The organism is Bradyrhizobium sp. USDA3516 (genome assembly GCF_057651995.1).
Genome location: NZ_JBYGYN010000011.1, coordinates 1 through 15,972 on the forward strand (window position 1 = coordinate 1; position 15,972 = coordinate 15,972).

14 protein-coding genes are annotated in these 15,972 nt (G+C 62.6%); 12 read left to right on the forward strand and 2 right to left on the reverse strand.

The window, feature by feature from the left end:
- Nucleotides 1–1,138: 1,138 nt before the first annotated feature.
- Nucleotides 1,139–1,711 carry a hypothetical protein gene (locus AC24YW_RS29170; RefSeq protein ID WP_487485948.1) on the forward strand — a complete coding sequence of 191 codons (573 nt, stop codon included), beginning with the start codon at nucleotides 1,139–1,141 and terminating at the stop codon, nucleotides 1,709–1,711.
- Nucleotides 1,712–1,800: 89 nt separating this feature from the next.
- Here AC24YW_RS29170 and AC24YW_RS29175 read toward each other — a convergent pair whose 3' ends face one another.
- Nucleotides 1,801–2,919, reverse strand: coding sequence for a phage exclusion protein Lit family protein (locus tag AC24YW_RS29175; RefSeq protein WP_487485949.1), 1,119 nt, complete (start codon nucleotides 2,917–2,919; stop codon nucleotides 1,801–1,803).
- 1,162 nt (nucleotides 2,920–4,081) lie between these two features.
- On the opposite strand from AC24YW_RS29175, the gene AC24YW_RS29180 reads away from it, so the two are divergent.
- From AC24YW_RS29180 to AC24YW_RS29205, 6 genes are all read left to right on the forward strand, one after another.
- Nucleotides 4,082–5,701 carry a tetratricopeptide repeat protein gene (locus tag AC24YW_RS29180; RefSeq protein WP_487485950.1) on the forward strand — a complete coding sequence of 540 codons (1,620 nt, stop codon included), beginning with the start codon at nucleotides 4,082–4,084 and terminating at the stop codon, nucleotides 5,699–5,701.
- 192 nt (nucleotides 5,702–5,893) lie between these two features.
- Nucleotides 5,894–6,949 (forward strand): sugar phosphate isomerase/epimerase family protein, encoded by a 1,056-nt coding sequence (locus AC24YW_RS29185; protein WP_487485951.1) that lies wholly within the window; start codon nucleotides 5,894–5,896, stop codon nucleotides 6,947–6,949.
- A gap of 14 nt (nucleotides 6,950–6,963) precedes the next feature.
- A complete protein-coding gene (locus AC24YW_RS29190) occupies nucleotides 6,964–8,139 on the forward strand; it encodes a Gfo/Idh/MocA family protein (protein WP_487485952.1) in 1,176 nt (391 codons plus the stop codon).
- Nucleotides 8,140–8,362: 223 nt separating this feature from the next.
- Nucleotides 8,363–8,524 carry a DUF2934 domain-containing protein gene (locus tag AC24YW_RS29195; RefSeq protein ID WP_487485953.1) on the forward strand — a complete coding sequence of 54 codons (162 nt, stop codon included), beginning with the start codon at nucleotides 8,363–8,365 and terminating at the stop codon, nucleotides 8,522–8,524.
- A complete protein-coding gene (locus AC24YW_RS29200; protein ID WP_275512504.1) occupies nucleotides 8,521–8,706 on the forward strand; it encodes a hypothetical protein in 186 nt (61 codons plus the stop codon). Before AC24YW_RS29195 ends, AC24YW_RS29200 begins: the two co-directional genes overlap by 4 nt.
- A gap of 143 nt (nucleotides 8,707–8,849) precedes the next feature.
- The gene (locus tag AC24YW_RS29205) at nucleotides 8,850–9,128 is read left to right on the forward strand and encodes a DUF2934 domain-containing protein (RefSeq protein ID WP_487485954.1); all 279 of its coding nucleotides are present in this window, start codon (nucleotides 8,850–8,852) and stop codon (nucleotides 9,126–9,128) included.
- A gap of 334 nt (nucleotides 9,129–9,462) precedes the next feature.
- On the opposite strand, the gene AC24YW_RS29210 is transcribed toward AC24YW_RS29205, so the two are convergent.
- Nucleotides 9,463–11,250, reverse strand: coding sequence for a peptide ABC transporter substrate-binding protein (locus AC24YW_RS29210; RefSeq protein ID WP_487485955.1), 1,788 nt, complete (start codon nucleotides 11,248–11,250; stop codon nucleotides 9,463–9,465).
- A gap of 251 nt (nucleotides 11,251–11,501) precedes the next feature.
- On the opposite strand from AC24YW_RS29210, the gene AC24YW_RS29215 reads away from it, so the two are divergent.
- The 5 genes from AC24YW_RS29215 to AC24YW_RS29235 all read left to right on the forward strand — a co-directional run bounded on the left by AC24YW_RS29215 (nucleotide 11,502) and on the right by AC24YW_RS29235 (nucleotide 15,935).
- Nucleotides 11,502–12,296, forward strand: coding sequence for a MetQ/NlpA family ABC transporter substrate-binding protein (locus AC24YW_RS29215; RefSeq protein WP_487485956.1), 795 nt, complete (start codon nucleotides 11,502–11,504; stop codon nucleotides 12,294–12,296).
- A gap of 160 nt (nucleotides 12,297–12,456) precedes the next feature.
- Nucleotides 12,457–13,494 carry a putative FMN-dependent luciferase-like monooxygenase gene (locus tag AC24YW_RS29220; protein WP_487485957.1) on the forward strand — a complete coding sequence of 346 codons (1,038 nt, stop codon included), beginning with the start codon at nucleotides 12,457–12,459 and terminating at the stop codon, nucleotides 13,492–13,494.
- Between the two features lie 37 nt (nucleotides 13,495–13,531).
- Nucleotides 13,532–14,131: a CMD domain protein gene (locus tag AC24YW_RS29225; protein ID WP_487486224.1), complete on the forward strand. Its 600-nt coding sequence runs from the start codon at nucleotides 13,532–13,534 to the stop codon at nucleotides 14,129–14,131.
- Nucleotides 14,132–14,143: 12 nt separating this feature from the next.
- Entirely contained in the window at nucleotides 14,144–14,719 is a 576-nt protein-coding gene (locus tag AC24YW_RS29230) for an alkylhydroperoxidase domain protein (RefSeq protein ID WP_487485958.1), read from the forward strand.
- Nucleotides 14,720–14,777: 58 nt separating this feature from the next.
- Nucleotides 14,778–15,935 carry an ABC transporter substrate-binding protein gene (locus AC24YW_RS29235; protein ID WP_036027466.1) on the forward strand — a complete coding sequence of 386 codons (1,158 nt, stop codon included), beginning with the start codon at nucleotides 14,778–14,780 and terminating at the stop codon, nucleotides 15,933–15,935.
- The last annotated feature ends 37 nt before the right edge of the window (nucleotides 15,936–15,972 follow it).

Here is a 15,972-nt window from a genome sequence, read left to right on the forward strand (position 1 = left end):
TGGAGCAAAAGACCTTGCAACCCCTCGACAACCCGTTCGGCACGAGGTTGTCACCCATGTCTCAGGTACGATCTGTTACCTAGGTGTCCGGGCTGGACAGATGCTGCAATAAATCGCTACGTACCCGACGCTTTTTGAGTTCTTGGAAGCTGTTTCGTAGGATTCTATGGCTGCGCTTCCTCGTGATTGGACGCTAAAGTTGTATTACGATCTCTGCTCATCATGGCCGAGATCTACGGATTATATTCATGTCGTGACGGGGCAGTCCGCTATATCGGCGAGACGACGTATCCACGCGAAATAAGGTATCAGCAGCACCGGCGTGATGCTTGGATCCAGAACACCCTCCTTAGGCGATGGCTGGTCAGGGAATGGAGGGACGGATTTCCGGTTCACCACGTTCGGCTAGAGTGGTGCGATCATGCAGTGCGCTTCGAGCGCGAGACGAGCTGGATCAGGAAGTTTCCCAATCTTGTCAATGACCGCAAGCATTCGGGGTGGATCAATCTCGTCCCACGTGGGCCTCGCCCTCCAAAGATACCAGAGATCATTAGGTACATGCGCGGTCATTGCTTCAACGTGGATGGTCGTCGCGGAATTCACTATCAGGTCAGTACAGATCGATATTGTGTGATGATTTTCACTGGCAGTAACTACGAGTGGCTCGAAGGGGACGACGACACGATTTGGTTCTCGGATTTAGCCGCCGCCGAGGACGCGCGGGATCGGCATTTTACGTTCAGGCCTTATCGTGCACGCTATCCAGACTTTGTAGTCGACGCAATTTGAATGCCCAGGACGGGCTTCGCTTCGCTCCACACGTCCTAGCGTCCTACCACAGCCAACGACTCGGGAGAGTGAGACCAAAGGCGGCCTGAATAATGGTGGGTTGCTGAGGAGATGGGAGGCGTCAGTGCAACTAAATCTGTCCCGTTACTCTATGGGATTCCTGGAGTTGTTCCCTCCCGACCGAGTAGAGCTTCGCGGTTCCGGCACACTTTTAAAGATCGGAAACACATATGGCATCTTGACCGCGGCGCACGTGTGGCAAGTAGTTCGCGAACTTACGATAGTTGGTATCTATCTATATCCGCCGCGCAATACTGAGATGCACTCCATATGGGAGGAAGTAGGTCTCATGGACGCGGTCACCTTCGAAAACCGCGACGAAGATGAGTATGGGCCAGACCTCGCTTTCATCCGCATCAGAAGGGGCAAGGCCACGTCAATCGAGCTGCATGGCACGTTCCTTAGTTTCGAAAGGGATGAACAGCGGATACGAACTGGGGCCCCAGAAGGCAGCAAAGTCGTCGATGTCGTCGTAGGGGGCGTTGAGGCTATGGGGCAGAAGATAAACATGCGGCATGATCGAAAACTCATCGTCCAGCGGTCGCTTGGAAATGTGGGGCGTGCGAGGACTATCGACGACGGGCGCGAAGGTTTTGACCGCTTAGAGCTCACGCCTGAACCGGATGCGGATTTCAAAACTCCCCACTCTTACGGCGGAATGAGTGGAGGTGGATGCTTCCGTGTCTACTTTCCCGAGAGGCATGAGGGCGAGATCGAGCCGATCAACTTTTACCTGCTGGGCGTCGCATTTTACGAAACTCAACTGGCAGGAAAAGCTGATAAGATCATTTGCCATGGTCGCCGAAGTTTGACCGACAAGTTGCTGCCGGCGGTTCGTGCTAGGTGGCCCGACGAGGCCTGAGCGGACGCACTATGTACTATCGGCTGAGCCCCTGCGAAGCCCATTGGAGCTTGACGGGCTTCGCTCCAACCATCGTACGACCTGGCGAGCTAATCTCGAGGAATTTCAAACTTGTGAAGTTCGCGAAATGTGTCCGAAGGCAGAGCCTTCAACGGAGGTAACAGAAGGGAATTCACAACTCGCATCACGCGTCCTGCCGCCGTTCGAAAGCTGTTGAGGTTCTCGTATTCAGCAGGTTTCAACACTGCCACGCTATTAAATCTTGCGATGCGTGCGGCGATGTTTGGATGCGTATCAACCGTGCCAGTTCGTTTCACTCCAATCAAGTCTTCAATTTGATGCAAGGTCTCCAGCGCCATCAGCATAACGACTGCGCCAGCGCCGGACGAAAGATAGGGATTGGTGAAGAAGACCGGATAACGCTCAATTTCATAGCAGATGCGAAGCGCAAATTGATCCGCTTCGAACTCCTCGGCATGCGGGGCAGCGTCCAATTGCTTGCCGTGGCTATGATGGTGGTGGCCATATTCGTGTGCGATCACGAACAGTTCCATCGCCCGGGCGATTTGTTCAAATAGGAAAAGCTCATGAGGGCGTGCGGGTTTGAACGGAACAAGCGCATGTGTGCCGACGGTCGCGAACGAGAAATAAATGCGCATCCAGTACAGCAAAAGCTCGCGCTCATCGCGCAAGCGCCTCACGACAAATCGCTGATCAAATTCCTTCTTATCCCAGCAGTGGGGATCGAGCATCAGGGTCCGCGTGAACGCTCTTGCAATGAGTCCGCAAAATCTAAAGAGGAATGCGCTAACGGTAATGATGCTCTGGTCCGTCAGAATGACGTTTACCTTCGCTGCGTAAGCCCAGGCTCTTGGTTCAACCCCTCGGGCGACCTTGGCGTGCGAGTCGAGCTTTAGCCGATCCATCGCGGCCTCGACGTCATCGCAAAGTCGAGCTAGATGGGCCTCCACAAATGGGTTTACGCCCGGACTCGTTATTGGAGCAGAGCTTTCAACAGATTTTTGGCGTTCAATTGCTTGTCGAATGTGCTCATCGGACCAGCCAGCGTCTTGTAGACCTCGTGTAAGCTTAGCCTCCTCCTCTGAGTGATCGGTCTCGGGGTCTAGTAGAGTCGCGTGCGCTGCTTTCGCGCGGCTAGCGAATATTTGGCTCCAAAGGTCTTTCGCCGCCTCATTGCTTTTGGGCATTACAAGCTCCAAAGGATAGCCTACGTAGCACAGTGAAGCACTTCTGATATCCACTATGTTTGTACGTGTACACTCGGTGGGTGCAAAGAAGCAAACAATCAACTAGAAAACCGCCAACCCCGATGGGCAGTTCACGGCGAAGTGCCGCCTGCTTCGCACCCAGTCAACCCCTCCTCACAAAAATATTCCGCTTTACCGAATTTCTGATTTATCGTATGTGTCGCCCATCCCGGCTCATCCTGAGGGGCGATCGCGTCGTCGTCTTGATCGCGAGCCGGGCTTGCGGTGGACGCGGCAGCGTCGGGCGCGAAAGGTGCGGGCAGGGAGGGTAGTCCCCGGTGAGCTCGTGGCCGCGCGCGGACGAACGGCGCTGCTAGGTCTCGTCTCGTCTTGCAAGTTTCCGGCGCTGTCGACGGTGCCCGGGAATACTGCGGCGAAATGGCGGGCCGTGCGTACGGCAAAACCGTGTGGTCCTGGCCGTCGTTGCTACGGTCAAGCTCTTGCGGAGGCGGCATTCGCGTCAACCGGCGCGAAGGCCGGTGAATTCCGCGAGCGCGAGGGAGGCCAGAAGGAACTCGGCTCCCGGGAGAGCGCGGCATAAGCCGTCCGACCATCGCGCAGGGAAGGCCGAGTGATCGGCACCACCTGTATGCTGCTGTGCGGTTCTTCTGCGTGTGCAATTTGCGCAGCAGACCGCGGGTGCGATGTCAGCACCCGGCCTTCCCTGCGCCCTCTTGGCTTTCAGAGGGGCGAAACATCTGGCAAAGCTCGGGCGAAATCAGCCGCGAGGCTGCGAAGGCGTGTCTGTGATGCGAAGCGCTGTCAGGTCCCACGACGCTGCCCTTCACTCCCTCGGCGCGGGCGCCATGTCCGTGGCGGATCATCCTGGAGACAAGGACGAGAACCTCGACCGCTCACGCCGACTTATGCTTGAATACTGATTTGACCTGCCGTCGCGCCGGTCCTCGAAGGTTTGCTCGGGAAGCAAGCGACCGGTTCTGTGATCACCATCACAGGTATGGCCGCCTTTCTCTGTCTATATTGCCCGCTCGGAAGCAGGGCGGCGACCATGCGGAATCGGATTGCACTGGTTTTCAGTTTGTTTTTTGTCACTTCCCTGGCAGCCGCTGATCCTGCGGCCGCGGATGACCGGACCATCTGCGTGCAGCGCGGTCATGAAGACCGCATCGCCGCGTGCTCGCGGCTGATCGCAAAGAGCGGCGGGCGCGACGCCGTGGCGTTCGACAATCGGGGGGCCGAATATGGCGACAAGGGCGACTACGATCGCGCAATCTCCGATTTCAGCGAGGCCATCCGCATCGATCCGAAATACGCGCTTGCCTGGCAGCATCGCGGCGCCGCCCTGCTTCGCCGGAACGAGGTGGATCGGGCCATCGCCGACCTGACCCAGTCGATTCGGCTCGATGCAAACAATCTGAACGCCTTGAACGACCGCGGCATGGCCTATGCCGCTGCGGGTGATTCCGAGCGCGCGCTTTCGGATTACAACGCAGCGATCCGCATCAATCCGAGGTTCAAGTTCGCCTACTTCAATCGGGGGCGGCTCTATGCCGGCAAGGGCGACCATACCCGGGCGATCGCCGAATACTCCGAGGTCATCCGCATTGACCCGACCTATGGTTATGCGTTCAACAATCGCGGACTGTCCTATCGGGACACCGGCCAATCCGAGCGTGCCCTGGCCGATTTCAGCGAGGCGATCCGGCTTTTGCCGAGGACGACGCTGGCCTACAACAACCGCGGCGACATCTATCTCCTTCAGGGCAGGTACGATCAAGCCCTCGCCGATTTCAATGAGTCGCTGCGTAACGATCCGCAACATCAGAGCGCGCTGGTGAACCGCGGAATGGTGTTCGAGAAGCTGGGCGAGGTCGCAAAGGCCCGCGCCGACTTCAACGCAGCTCTGGCTGCCCCGCAGAAGTACGACAGCGCGAAATGGGCGATGGACAAGGCGCGCGAACGCCTTGCCGCGCTGGACGATACGTCCATCAAGACCATTCCCGCCACCACCAATTCGGTCATCGCGCTGCCGGGACCGTCAAGCAGGAATGACAGGCGCATCGCGCTCGTGGTCGGAAACTCCGCTTATGAGAATGTCGCGGCGCTCGCCAATCCGGCGCGCGATGCGGCGCTCGTCGCCGAAACGCTCAAGCTCACCGGATTCGAGTCCGTCACGCTGCTGACCGATCTGCGCAAGGATGCGTTGACCGCGGCGCTGCGCGACTTTGCAAGGCAGGCGGAAATCGCCGACTGGGCGATGGTCTATTACGCCGGTCACGGCATGGAGGTCGGCGGCGTCAACTATCTGATCCCGATCGACGCGAAGATCGCCTCCGACCGCGACGTCAGCTTCGAAGCCGTGGCGCTGGACCAGGTGTTGAACGCGGCGGAACGCGCCAAGCGGCTGCGCCTCATCGTCCTCGATGCCTGCCGCGACAATCCCTTCGCCAACCAGATGAAGCGCACCATGACGCTGGCGTCGCGTTCGGTGAGGCGTGGCCTGGCGGCGATCGAGCCCGAGGCGGGCACGCTGGTGGTGTATGCCGCCAAGGACGGAGAGATGGCGCTCGACGGAGAGGGCAGGAACAGCCCGTTCGCCACGGCGTTCGTCAACAACATGCGCAAGCCCGGTCTCGAGGTGCGCCGGCTGTTCGACGTCGTGCGTGACGACGTCATGGAGGCGACCAATCGTGCGCAAAAGCCGTTCAGCTATGGATCGGTCTCGGGCCGGCAGGATTTTTACTTCGTCGCCGGGAAATGAGGCGTAAGGCTTTGGCTGTCGCGCGGCGGGCGTCTCGAAGGATGGCCGCAGGGAAAAACTCCCAGATGCGATAGCCCCGTCGCGTAGACCGGTATTGCTCTCTCCCTTGATGGCCGGCATCCTCGCACCAAATTGTGCGCTCCCGCCCTAGCGGCATGCGCCAAAAAAACGTCCAAGGGAAGGAAGCACGCGATGAAGATGATCAAAGGGCCTGCGATATTTCTCGCTCAGTTCGCCGGCGACGCGGCGCCGTTCAATTCGCTCGATGCGATGTGCGGATGGGCGGCCTCGCTTGGCTACAAGGGGATCCAGATTCCGAGTTGGGATGGGCGGCTGTTCGACCTCAACAAGGCCTCGGAGTCCCAGACCTATGCCGACGAGGTGAAGGGCATTGCGGCGCGCCACGGCCTGTCCATCACCGAGCTTTCGACCCATCTGCAGGGCCAGCTCGTCGCCGTTCACCCGGCCTATGATGCGGCCTTCGACGGCTTTGCCGCGCCGGAGGTGCGTGGCAACGCCAAGGCCCGCACCGAATGGGCCGTCGATCAGGTCAAGCGCGCCATCCGGGCGTCCCGGCGGCTCGGGCTCAGTGCCCAGGCGACGTTCTCCGGCGCGCTTGCCTGGCCCTATGTCTATCCGTGGCCGCAGCGTCCCGCCGGTCTGATCGAGACCGCCTTCGACGAGCTCGCCAGGCGCTGGCGGCCGATCCTCGATCATGCCGACGAGCACGGCGTCGATCTCGCCTACGAGATCCACCCCGGTGAGGATCTCCACGACGGCGTCACCTACGAGATGTTCCTCGAACGGGTGAACAATCATCCGCGCGCGAACCTGCTCTACGATCCCTCGCACTTCGTGCTGCAACAGCTCGACTATCTCGACTACATCGATATCTACCACCAGCGCATCAAGGCGTTTCACGTCAAGGATGCCGAATTCAATCCGACCGGCCGCCAGGGCGTCTATGGCGGGTTCCAGAGCTGGGTCGACCGCGCTGGCCGCTTCCGCTCGCTCGGCGATGGTCAGGTCGATTTCGGCGCCATCTTCTCCAAGCTGACGCAATATGATTACGGCAGCTGGGCGGTGCTCGAGTGGGAGTGCGCCCTGAAGCACCCTGAGCAAGGCGCAGCCGAAGGCGCCGAGTTCATCCGAAACCACATCATCCGCGTGACGGAGAAGGCCTTCGACGATTTCGCAGGCAGCGGCACGGACGCGGCTGCCAATCGCAAGATGCTCGGCATCTCCTGACGAGAGGGTGCAACATGGCGATCGAAGCAAGCAACGAAACCGGCGGCCATCGTCGGATCCGGCTCGGCATGGTCGGCGGTGGCCAGGGCGCCTTCATTGGCGCCGTCCACCGCATTGCCGCGCGCATCGACGACCAGTTCAAGCTGGTCGCCGGCGCGCTCGCGTCGGATCCGGTACGCGCCAAAGCTTCCGCAAGGGAGCTCGGTATCACTGAGGACCGGGCCTATGGCTCTTTCGAGGAGATGGCGCGGGCTGAAGCGGCGCGGGCGGATGGCATCGAGGCGGTCTCGATCGTGACGCCCAACCACCTGCACAGCCCTGTCGCGAAAGCCTTCCTCGAAGCCGGCATCCATGTCATCTGCGACAAGCCGCTGACGACGACACTTGCCGAGGCCGAGGAACTGGTGGCGCTGGTTGGGAAGACCGGCAGGGTCTTCGTCGTCACCCACAATTACACCGGCTATCCCATGGTCCGGCAGGCGCGCGCCATGGTCGCGAACGGCGATCTCGGCGAGATCCGTCTCGTCAAGGCCGAGTATCTGCAGGATTGGCTGACCGAGCCATTGGAAGCCACCGGCCAGAAGCAGGCGACGTGGCGCACCGACCCGTCCCGGTCCGGCGCCGGCGGCTGCATCGGCGACATCGGCACCCATGCCTACAATCTGGCCTGCTTCGTCAGCGGGCTCGAGCTCGACGAGCTGCTCGCGCAATTGTCGACCTTCGTCGAGGGGCGGCGGCTCGACGATGACGTCCAGATCCTGCTCAAGTGGAAGGGCGGCGCCAGGGGCCTGCTGTGGGCGAGCCAGGTCGCCGTCGGCAATGAGAACGGGCTCACGCTGCGCGTCTACGGCAGCAAGGGCGGCCTCGAATGGGCGCAGGAGCATCCGAACCATCTCTGGTTCACGCCCTACGGCCGGCCGAAACAGCTCCTGACCCGCGGCGGGGCTGGCGCAACGGGCGAGGCGGGCCGGGTCACCCGCATCCCATCCGGGCACCCGGAGGGCTACCTCGAAGGTTTCGCGACGATCTATGCCGAGGCGGCGCGCGCCATCCGCGCGGCAGCGGCCGGTGAAAAGCCGCATCCCGACGTCGTCTTCCCGACGGTCGAGGATGGCCTCGCAGGGGTGAAGTTCATCGATGCCGCGGTGAAGTCATCCGCGGGCAACGGCGTCTGGGTTCGCATGACGTGATTGCCCGCGCGCATCGGACATCGACGCAATGTCCGTGGGAAAGGTGCGGATGCCCGGGACAAGCCCGGCCATTCTGCACGGGCAGACACGCAGGAACTCTTGCACCTGGTCGAAACTTGACTCCGCGGGCCAGCATCGCCGCCGATCGCTGGTCTGCACGGCCCCGCCTCCAAGCCCCCCATACCCCCCAGGGTGGGGCCGTGCTTCCAATCAGGAGGTGCAATTGTCCGAACCGACCGAGCAAGAGATCAGAGAACGCGCGCACCAATTATGGGAGCAGGCGGGCAAGCCCGAAGGCCGCGAGGAGGAGTTTTGGCACGCGGCGGAGCAGGAGCTGCGCAACGAGGACGCGTCGAGCACGCTGCGGACGCCGGATACGCTGTGACCGACAAGGCCTGCCCGTTCTGCCAGGGTCTCGGATGGGTCTGCGAAAACCATCCGCTCCGGGTCTGGAGCGAAAAGCTCGGGGGCTGCCGCTGCGGCGAGGGCATGCCCTGCAGCTGCAACACGACCGAGGACCCTGAAATCAGGGTGGTGATCGTCGAAGCCGACACGACGTGGCACTAGCGGCGCCGGCTGCTTCGGCTGGATCGATGGTGTGACCTTGGTGATTTCCGAAGCGGCGTACCTTCGGGGAACGGACCGTCGGGGAAGGGAATTTAATGTCCGCAAGGCTCCGACAAGAATCCTTTCCCACGGCAGTTTCAGCGGTGGACGAGCAGAAGAAGCTAGAGCACCAGATCGAACTCGCAACGCGAGCGGCCTCGCTCGTCAGGGATGAAACCACCGGGCAGCGCTTCAGGAGCTTCGCCGAGGAGCTGAAACGAAAGCTCCGCCGCATGATGGGCCGCGGCAAGGTGCGCGCACGGGCCTATGAGCTCTGGGAGCAGGCGGGACGGCCGAGCAATCGCGAGCTGGAGTTCTGGCTCGAAGCCGAACGGCAGATCGAGCAAGAGCGCGAGGAGAAGAAGGGTGGCGGTGCTTCGTAGCCAGAGCGTAGGATGGGTAGAGCCCTTGCGAAACCCATCATGCGTCCGCGTTCGAAACATATTGATGAGTTTCGCTTCGCTTGACCCATCCTACCGAACCGGCAAAACGAAAAAGCCGCCGGGTTCTTCACCCTGACGGCTTCGCAAAGTCCGTAGCTGTTGATCGTCTTCCCAGCATCGTGCGTACCGCCGTTACCTTGTTTGCGGCCATGCCCGATCGTTGTAGGCGAGGTTGCGCGATTCCGCTGTGATCTGGAGCACACAGTGGAAAGGATTCGGTGTCACGCTCTGACGCCCGCGCTGCGCTGCAACCATCAGCGCGCTCACGGGCTCTTCAGGTCCGATACCACGCCGCCAGGTTCCACGTGATGGTGTCCCAGCCGGAGATGTCGATCATCAGATTGTTGGCGCCGGCGTTGACGACGTGGCGCGAGAGCAGCGGCAGGAACACGTTGGCCTCGCAGAAGATCTCGTCGACCTTCATCAGCAGCGCGGCTCGCTTGACCGGATCGAGCTCGTTCTGCGCGGCCTTGTAGGCCTTGTCGGCTTCGGGATCGGAATAGCGCGAATTGTTGCGGCCGAGCCATTTGTTGTCCTTGGTGGCGATCTCCCACGACACGCACTGGTTCAAGAGGCGCTCCGGATCGGGCTGCGGCTGCGTCGTGTTGTACATCTCCATGTCGGCGTAGAATTTCGAGTAGGTGTCGGGATTGCCGACGTCGGACGAGAAGAACACGGAGGCGGTGACCGCCTTGATCTCGATGTCGATGCCGGCCTTCTCGCAGGCTTGCTTGATGATGGCCTGCGTCTTCTGGCGCGGCGCGTTGGTCGAGGTCTGGAACACGTATTTGAGCTTCTTGCCGTCCTTCTCGCGGATGCCGTCCGCGCCTTTCTTCCAGCCGGCCTCGTCAAGGATCTTGTTGGCCTTGTCGATGCTGAATTCGTATTTCAGCTTCGGCGACTTGAACTGCTTGGGCGCGTTGACGAAGCTCGCGGTCGCGATGGCGGCGCGTCCGTAGATGAACTTCTGGATCGAGTCGCGGTCGATCAGAAGATTGATGGCGCGGCGAACGGCGGGATCGGACAGCGTCGGATGCTTGGTCTTGACGCTCGAGCGCTCGCCGTCGACCTCGGTCCAGGGGTCCGTCGTGTTGAGGATGATGAACTCGACATTGCCGGACGGCGTGATCTCGAGCTTGCCCTTGCCGCCCGCTTCCATGCGCTTGAGAACCTCCTCCTCCACCTGCATGTTCCAGGCAAAGTCGTATTCGCCGGTCTGCAGCACGGCGCGCGCCGCAGACACCGCATCACCGCCGCCCTTGATCTCGACCATATCGAAATGCGGCTGGTTCTTGATGTGATAGTCCGGATTGCGCTCGGCGCGGATCATGTCGCCCGGCTTGAACTCGACGAATTTGTACGGGCCGGTGCCGACCGGCTTCAGATTGCCCGGCGCCTCGCGCGACTTGGCCCCGACATACTCGCCGAAATGATGCTTCGGCAGGATCATTCCGACCGAGCCGACGAACGGATCGGCCCAGAACGGCGTCGGCGCCCGGAAGATCACCTTGACGGTGTGGTCGTCGATCTTCTCGACCTTGATGTCCTTGTAGGAGCCCGTCGTGTAAGCCGCGGTGGCGAGATCCGCGGCATATTGCCAGGTGAAGACGACGTCGTCGGCGGTGAAGGGCTTGCCGTCATGCCAGGTCACGCCGCGCTTCAGCTTCCAGATCACGCTCATGCCGTCGGCCGCAAGGCCGCCGTTCGCCTTGGTCGGAGCCTCGGCGGCGAGGCAGGGGATCAGGTTGCCCTCCTTGTCCCAGCCGGCGAGCGGTTCGAAGAAGATGCGCGAGGCGATCTGGTCCTTCGTGCCGAGCGCGAAATGCGGATTGAGCAGGGTGGGCGCCTGCCAGAGCAGCATCTTGAGCGTGCCGCCGCCGCCGGCCTTGGCCGGCTTGTACGGCAGCGTGGCGTCAGCCATCGCGACGTCGTGCCAGACCAGGATCTGGCTGGCGATCGGCGCTGCGATTCCGACCGCGGCCATCGTCCGGATGAACGAGCGCCGCGACAGCGTGCCTTGCTTCACCTCCGCGACCAGATTGCGGATTTCGTTCTCGTTCATGGATGACCCCACCTCGTCGCCACCGGCTCAGTGCGCGCTAACTCAGCACGTCGGGCGTGGTGGAGTCAAAGAGAAGGGCGTGGGCCCGCTACCAGAATCTGCCCGCGCGTGCACTTTGTCGCACTCTGCATTCGTTTCCCGTTTGCGGCCTGGAGGAGAAAGGCCGGCCCCAACATCAGGCCAATATGGATTTCCATTTCATTGATTTCGCAGCGCAGAAAAGGGAATACGGTTCCGTTGTCGTAGTTTCCATGGAGACCAAGATGTCGTTTCGCCTTCCCCTGATTCTCTCCGCCGTGCTGGCCGCATGGTCCGCCGCAGCCGCGGCCGAGACCATCAAGATCGGCGTGACGCCGGGGCCGCATGCGCAGATCCTCGAAGCCGTGAAGCCGATCGCCGCCAAGCAGGGCCTCGACATCCAGCTGCTCGAGTTCTCCGATTACGTGGTGCCGAACGCCGCGCTCGATGCCGGCGAGATCCAGGCCAATTCGTTCCAGAACCAGCCTTACCTGGACAACCAGAAGGCCGACCGTGGCTACAAGATCGAATCCGTCGGCCTGACCGTGAACTTCCCGATCGGCGTCTATTCGAAGAAGCACAAGGCCTTCGGCGACATCCCCGCGGGCGGCAAGGTCTCGATCCCGAACGATCCGACCAATGGCGGCCGCGTGCTGCTGCTGCTGCGCGACAAGGGCGTGATCAAGCTGAAGGACGGCACCGGCTTCAAGCCGACCGTGCTCGACATCACCGACAATCCCAAGAAACTGAAGTTCATCGAGGTCGATGCGGCGCAGGCGCCGCGCGCGCTCGACGATGTCGACGCCGCCGCGATCAACACCAACTACGCAACCCAGGCGGGCCTCGATCCGGTCAAGGATCCGATCCTGCGTGAGGACCCGAAGGGGCCCTATGTCAACCTGATCGCGGTGCGCAGCGCCGACAAGGACAAGCCTTGGGTCAAGATCCTCGTGGACAGCTATCACACGCCTGAGGTCAAGGAGTTCGTCCTGGCCAAGTTCAAGGGCGCGGTGCTGCCGAGCTGGTAGGCAATCTGCCCGCCCAGAGTCCACATCAGGGCGATCCGGCGGGCAGTCTTGCGACCAGCCTTGCGCAGGAATCTTGCGTATGTGCCCTGCGTAATGCCCGCTTGTCTGGAGCTGCGGCAACCGACATCATCGGGGTCCATCCTCGCCCGACAGGGATCGCATGAAACGCTTTGCCAACCTGAAACGCCTGGGCTTCTTCACGCGGCTGCTCGACGAGGCGCCGGCGGCGGACCGCTATCGCTTCGCCGCCGAGCAGATCGTGCGTGCCGAGAAGGCCGGGCTCGATTCGGCATGGATCGCGCAGCATCATTTCCATGAGCGCGAGGGCGGGCTGCCGTCGCCCTTCACCTTCCTCGGCTATGTCGCCGCGCAGACCTCGCGCATCCGCCTCGGCACCGGCATCGTCACCCTGCCGCTGGAGAACGCGGTGCGGGTGGCGGAGGATGCCGCGGTGCTCGATCTCCTCTGCAACGGCCGCTTCGAGCTCGGCGTCGGCACCGGCGGAAATCCGTCGGCCTTCGCCGCCTTCGGCCTCGACAGCGCCCGGCGCAACGAGATTTTCAGCCACAATCTGGACATCGTCCGCAAGGCCCTGACCGGCAAGCCGCTCGACGGCGGCGACACGCTCTATCCGCAGCGGCCGCAACTGGACAAGCGCATCTGGCAGGCGACATTCTCCGTCGTCGGCGGCGCCCGCGCCGGCAAGGCCGGCGACGGCCTCCTGCTCTCGCGCACGCAGCCACGGGCCAAGGATGCGCCGAACGCGACGCTCGCCGAGATCCAGAACCCGATCATCGACGCCTATCTCGCCGCGCTGCCGCCGGGCTGCGAGCCGCGCATCATGGCCTCGCGCAGCGTCTTCGTCGCCGACGACCACCGCGAGGCGCTGCGGCTCGCCGACATCGGGCTGCGCCGCGCGCTGCCGCAATTCATGAAGGGCGGACACCTTCCCCCGGGCGAGACGCTGGAGGAGATGATCACCGCGTTCGACACCCATGTCGGCGATGCCGACCATGTCATCGCCTCGCTTCGCACCGACGCCACGCTGGAACGGGTGACCGATCTGGTCTTCCAGGTACATTCGGTCGATGCGCCGCATCCTCACGTCCTGCGCTCGATCGAGCTCGTCGCCGACAAGGTCGCCCCAGCGCTGGGCTGGGCCCGGACGGCCGCCAAAGACGTTGCCTTCGCAGGCTAGCTGGAACGAACAGAATCGCGTTGCACGAGGCTGAATGATGGGAACAACAGACATCATCGACACGCTCGCCGGCATCGAGCCCGGCTCCACGCTCGACGCCATCCGCGCGCGCCGCCTGCAGGCGCGCGAGAATGCGCAGAAGAGCTATCTCGCTTTGTTCGAGCCGGTCGACGCCGGTGATTTTTCGCTGGCCGAACGCGCCGCGGTCGCGGCCTTCGTGACCGGGCTCCATGGCGAGTCCCCCGTCGCCGCCTTCTATCGCGATAAGCTCACCGCGACTGTGGAAGGCGCGCCGCTGCTTGACGCGATCAACGCCGAGATCGAACGCGGCAAGACCTCGGGTCCATATGGCGCCTATCCGGCCGGTCCGCTGTCGATCGAGAACAAGGCCGGGCTGATCTATCGCGTCAGCGCGGAGCGCAAGCCTGTCCTCGGTCCCAGGCTGGTCGCAGCATTGGAGCACGCGCATCTCCTTGTCTTCCACCCGCGCGATGCCGCGTCCGCCGACATGAAGGCGCTGCTGGCTGCCGGCTGGTCGGCCACCGGCATCGTCACGTTGTCCCAGCTCGTTGCATTCCTGTCGTTCCAGGTGCGCGTCGTCAGCGGCTTGCGCACGCTCGCCGCGGCAAGCGCGTAAGGAGGCCCGATCATGAGCACCGTCAATCCGCCCGTCGTCTTCACCCAGGACGAGCTCGGCTGGGTCTCGTGGATCGACCCGCTGCCCGAGGCCGAGCTGACCGAGCGGCACTATGCCGGCCTCGTCGACCGCGCCCGCGCCAAGTCGGACTATTTTCGCCTCCTGGTGCGCGATCCCGAAGTGCTGGAAGCCCGCACCAAGACCGACAAGGACATCTTCTACAACGTTGCCGACGGCCTGCCGCGCGCCGAGCGCGAGCTCGCGGCGGCGGCCACCTCTCGCACCAACGGCTGCATCTATTGCGCCTCCGTGCATGCGCGCTTCGCCAGCACCTATTCCAAGCGCCGCGACGACGTGCAGCGCCTGCTCGACGAGGGCATCAAGGCCGATCTCGGCGAGCGCTGGAATGCGGTGGTCAACGCCTCGGTGGCGCTGGCCGCGACGCCGATCGCATTCGGGCCCGACAATATCGCCGAGCTGCGCCGCGCCGGTCTCGACGACGCCGAGATCGTCGACGTCATCAACGGCGCCTCGTTCTTCAACTGGGCGAACCGGCTGATGCTGTCGCTCGGCGAGCCCTCGAAATAGGCAATCTCACCGGCACGAGAATTGCTGCTGTATCAACATTGAATGGATGGAGCCGTGAATGAGCAACATCGATCGCCGTACCCTGGTCAAAGGCTCGCTCGCCGCCATGATGGCTGGCACGGCCTTCTCGCGCGCCGCGCTGGCGCAATCCGCCGAGCCGATCCTGCTCGGGGTCAGCGGCCCCCTCACGGGACCGAACGCGCAATATGGCGCGCAGTGGAAGCAGGGCTTTGATCTCGCGCTCGACGAGATTCACGCCGCCGGCGGCATCAACGGCCGCAAGCTCGCCTACCAGTTCGAGGACAGCCAGAGCGATCCGCGCCAGTCGGTGGCGATCGCCCAGAAATTCGTCTCCGATCCCCGCATCGTCATGGAGCTCGGCGATTTCTCGAGCCCCGCCTCGATGGCGGCCTCCCCGATCTATCAGCGCGGCGGCCTCGTGCAGTTCGGCTTCACCAATTCGCACCCCGACTTCACCAAGGGCGGCGACTTCATGTGGAGCACGTCGGTGAGCCAGGCCGACGAGCAGCCGCTGCTGGCCTCCTACGCCGTCAGGCGGCTCGGCCTGAAGAAGCTTGCGGTGCTGCACCTCAACACCGATTGGGGCCGCACCAGCCGCGATCATTTCGTCAAGGCGGCCAAGGAATACGGCGCCGAGGTCGCGATCACCGAGGGCTACATCGCCGAGGAACGCGACTTCCGCTCGACTCTGGTGCGCGTGCGCGACGCCAGCCCGGATGGGCTGATCCTGATCTCCTATTATTCCGACGGCGCGCTGATCGCGCGCCAGGCGCGCCAGGTCGGCCTGAAGCAGACGATCTGCGCGGCCAGCTCGGTGTACTCGCCGAAATTCATCGAGCTCGGGGGCGAGGCGGTCGAGGACGTCCATCTCGGCACGCGCTATTTCCCGCAAGATCCGCGGCCCGAGGTGAGGAAGTTCATCGACGGCTTCAAGGCCAAGTACAACGGGCAGGAGCCCGACGCCTTCAATGCCTATTCCTATGACGCGATGAACATGGCCGCTGCCGTGGTGAAGATCGGCGGCACCGACCGCCGCGCCATCCGCGATGCCTTCGCCAAGGTGAAGGACGTCTCCAGCGTCATCTTCGGTCAGGCGACGTTCGACGTCGAGAGCCGCCGGGTCAAAGGCGCGATGAATGCCGAGCTCGTGGTGCGCAAGGGCCAGTTCGCGCTGTGGGACGGCAAGCCGACCTGATGTGATGGCCGATGCGATCGCTCCGGCCGCTTTCTCC

Bases quoted from the DNA above. Each gene is read 5' to 3' on its own strand.
- AC24YW_RS29170 (WP_487485948.1), top strand. From the start codon at position 1,139: ATGGACGCGGTCACCTTCGAAAACCGCGACGAAGATGAGTATGGGCCA.
- AC24YW_RS29230 (WP_487485958.1), top strand. From the start codon at position 14,144: ATGAGCACCGTCAATCCGCCCGTCGTCTTCACCCAGGACGAGCTCGGC.
- AC24YW_RS29215 (WP_487485956.1), top strand. From the start codon at position 11,502: ATGGAGACCAAGATGTCGTTTCGCCTTCCCCTGATTCTCTCCGCCGTG.
- AC24YW_RS29190 (WP_487485952.1), top strand. From the start codon at position 6,964: ATGGCGATCGAAGCAAGCAACGAAACCGGCGGCCATCGTCGGATCCGG.
- AC24YW_RS29175 (WP_487485949.1), bottom strand. From the start codon at position 2,919: ATGCCCAAAAGCAATGAGGCGGCGAAAGACCTTTGGAGCCAAATATTC.
- AC24YW_RS29235 (WP_036027466.1), top strand. From the start codon at position 14,778: ATGAGCAACATCGATCGCCGTACCCTGGTCAAAGGCTCGCTCGCCGCC.
- AC24YW_RS29220 (WP_487485957.1), top strand. From the start codon at position 12,457: ATGAAACGCTTTGCCAACCTGAAACGCCTGGGCTTCTTCACGCGGCTG.
- AC24YW_RS29185 (WP_487485951.1), top strand. From the start codon at position 5,894: ATGAAGATGATCAAAGGGCCTGCGATATTTCTCGCTCAGTTCGCCGGC.
- AC24YW_RS29210 (WP_487485955.1), bottom strand. From the start codon at position 11,250: ATGAACGAGAACGAAATCCGCAATCTGGTCGCGGAGGTGAAGCAAGGC.
- AC24YW_RS29225 (WP_487486224.1), top strand. From the start codon at position 13,532: ATGGGAACAACAGACATCATCGACACGCTCGCCGGCATCGAGCCCGGC.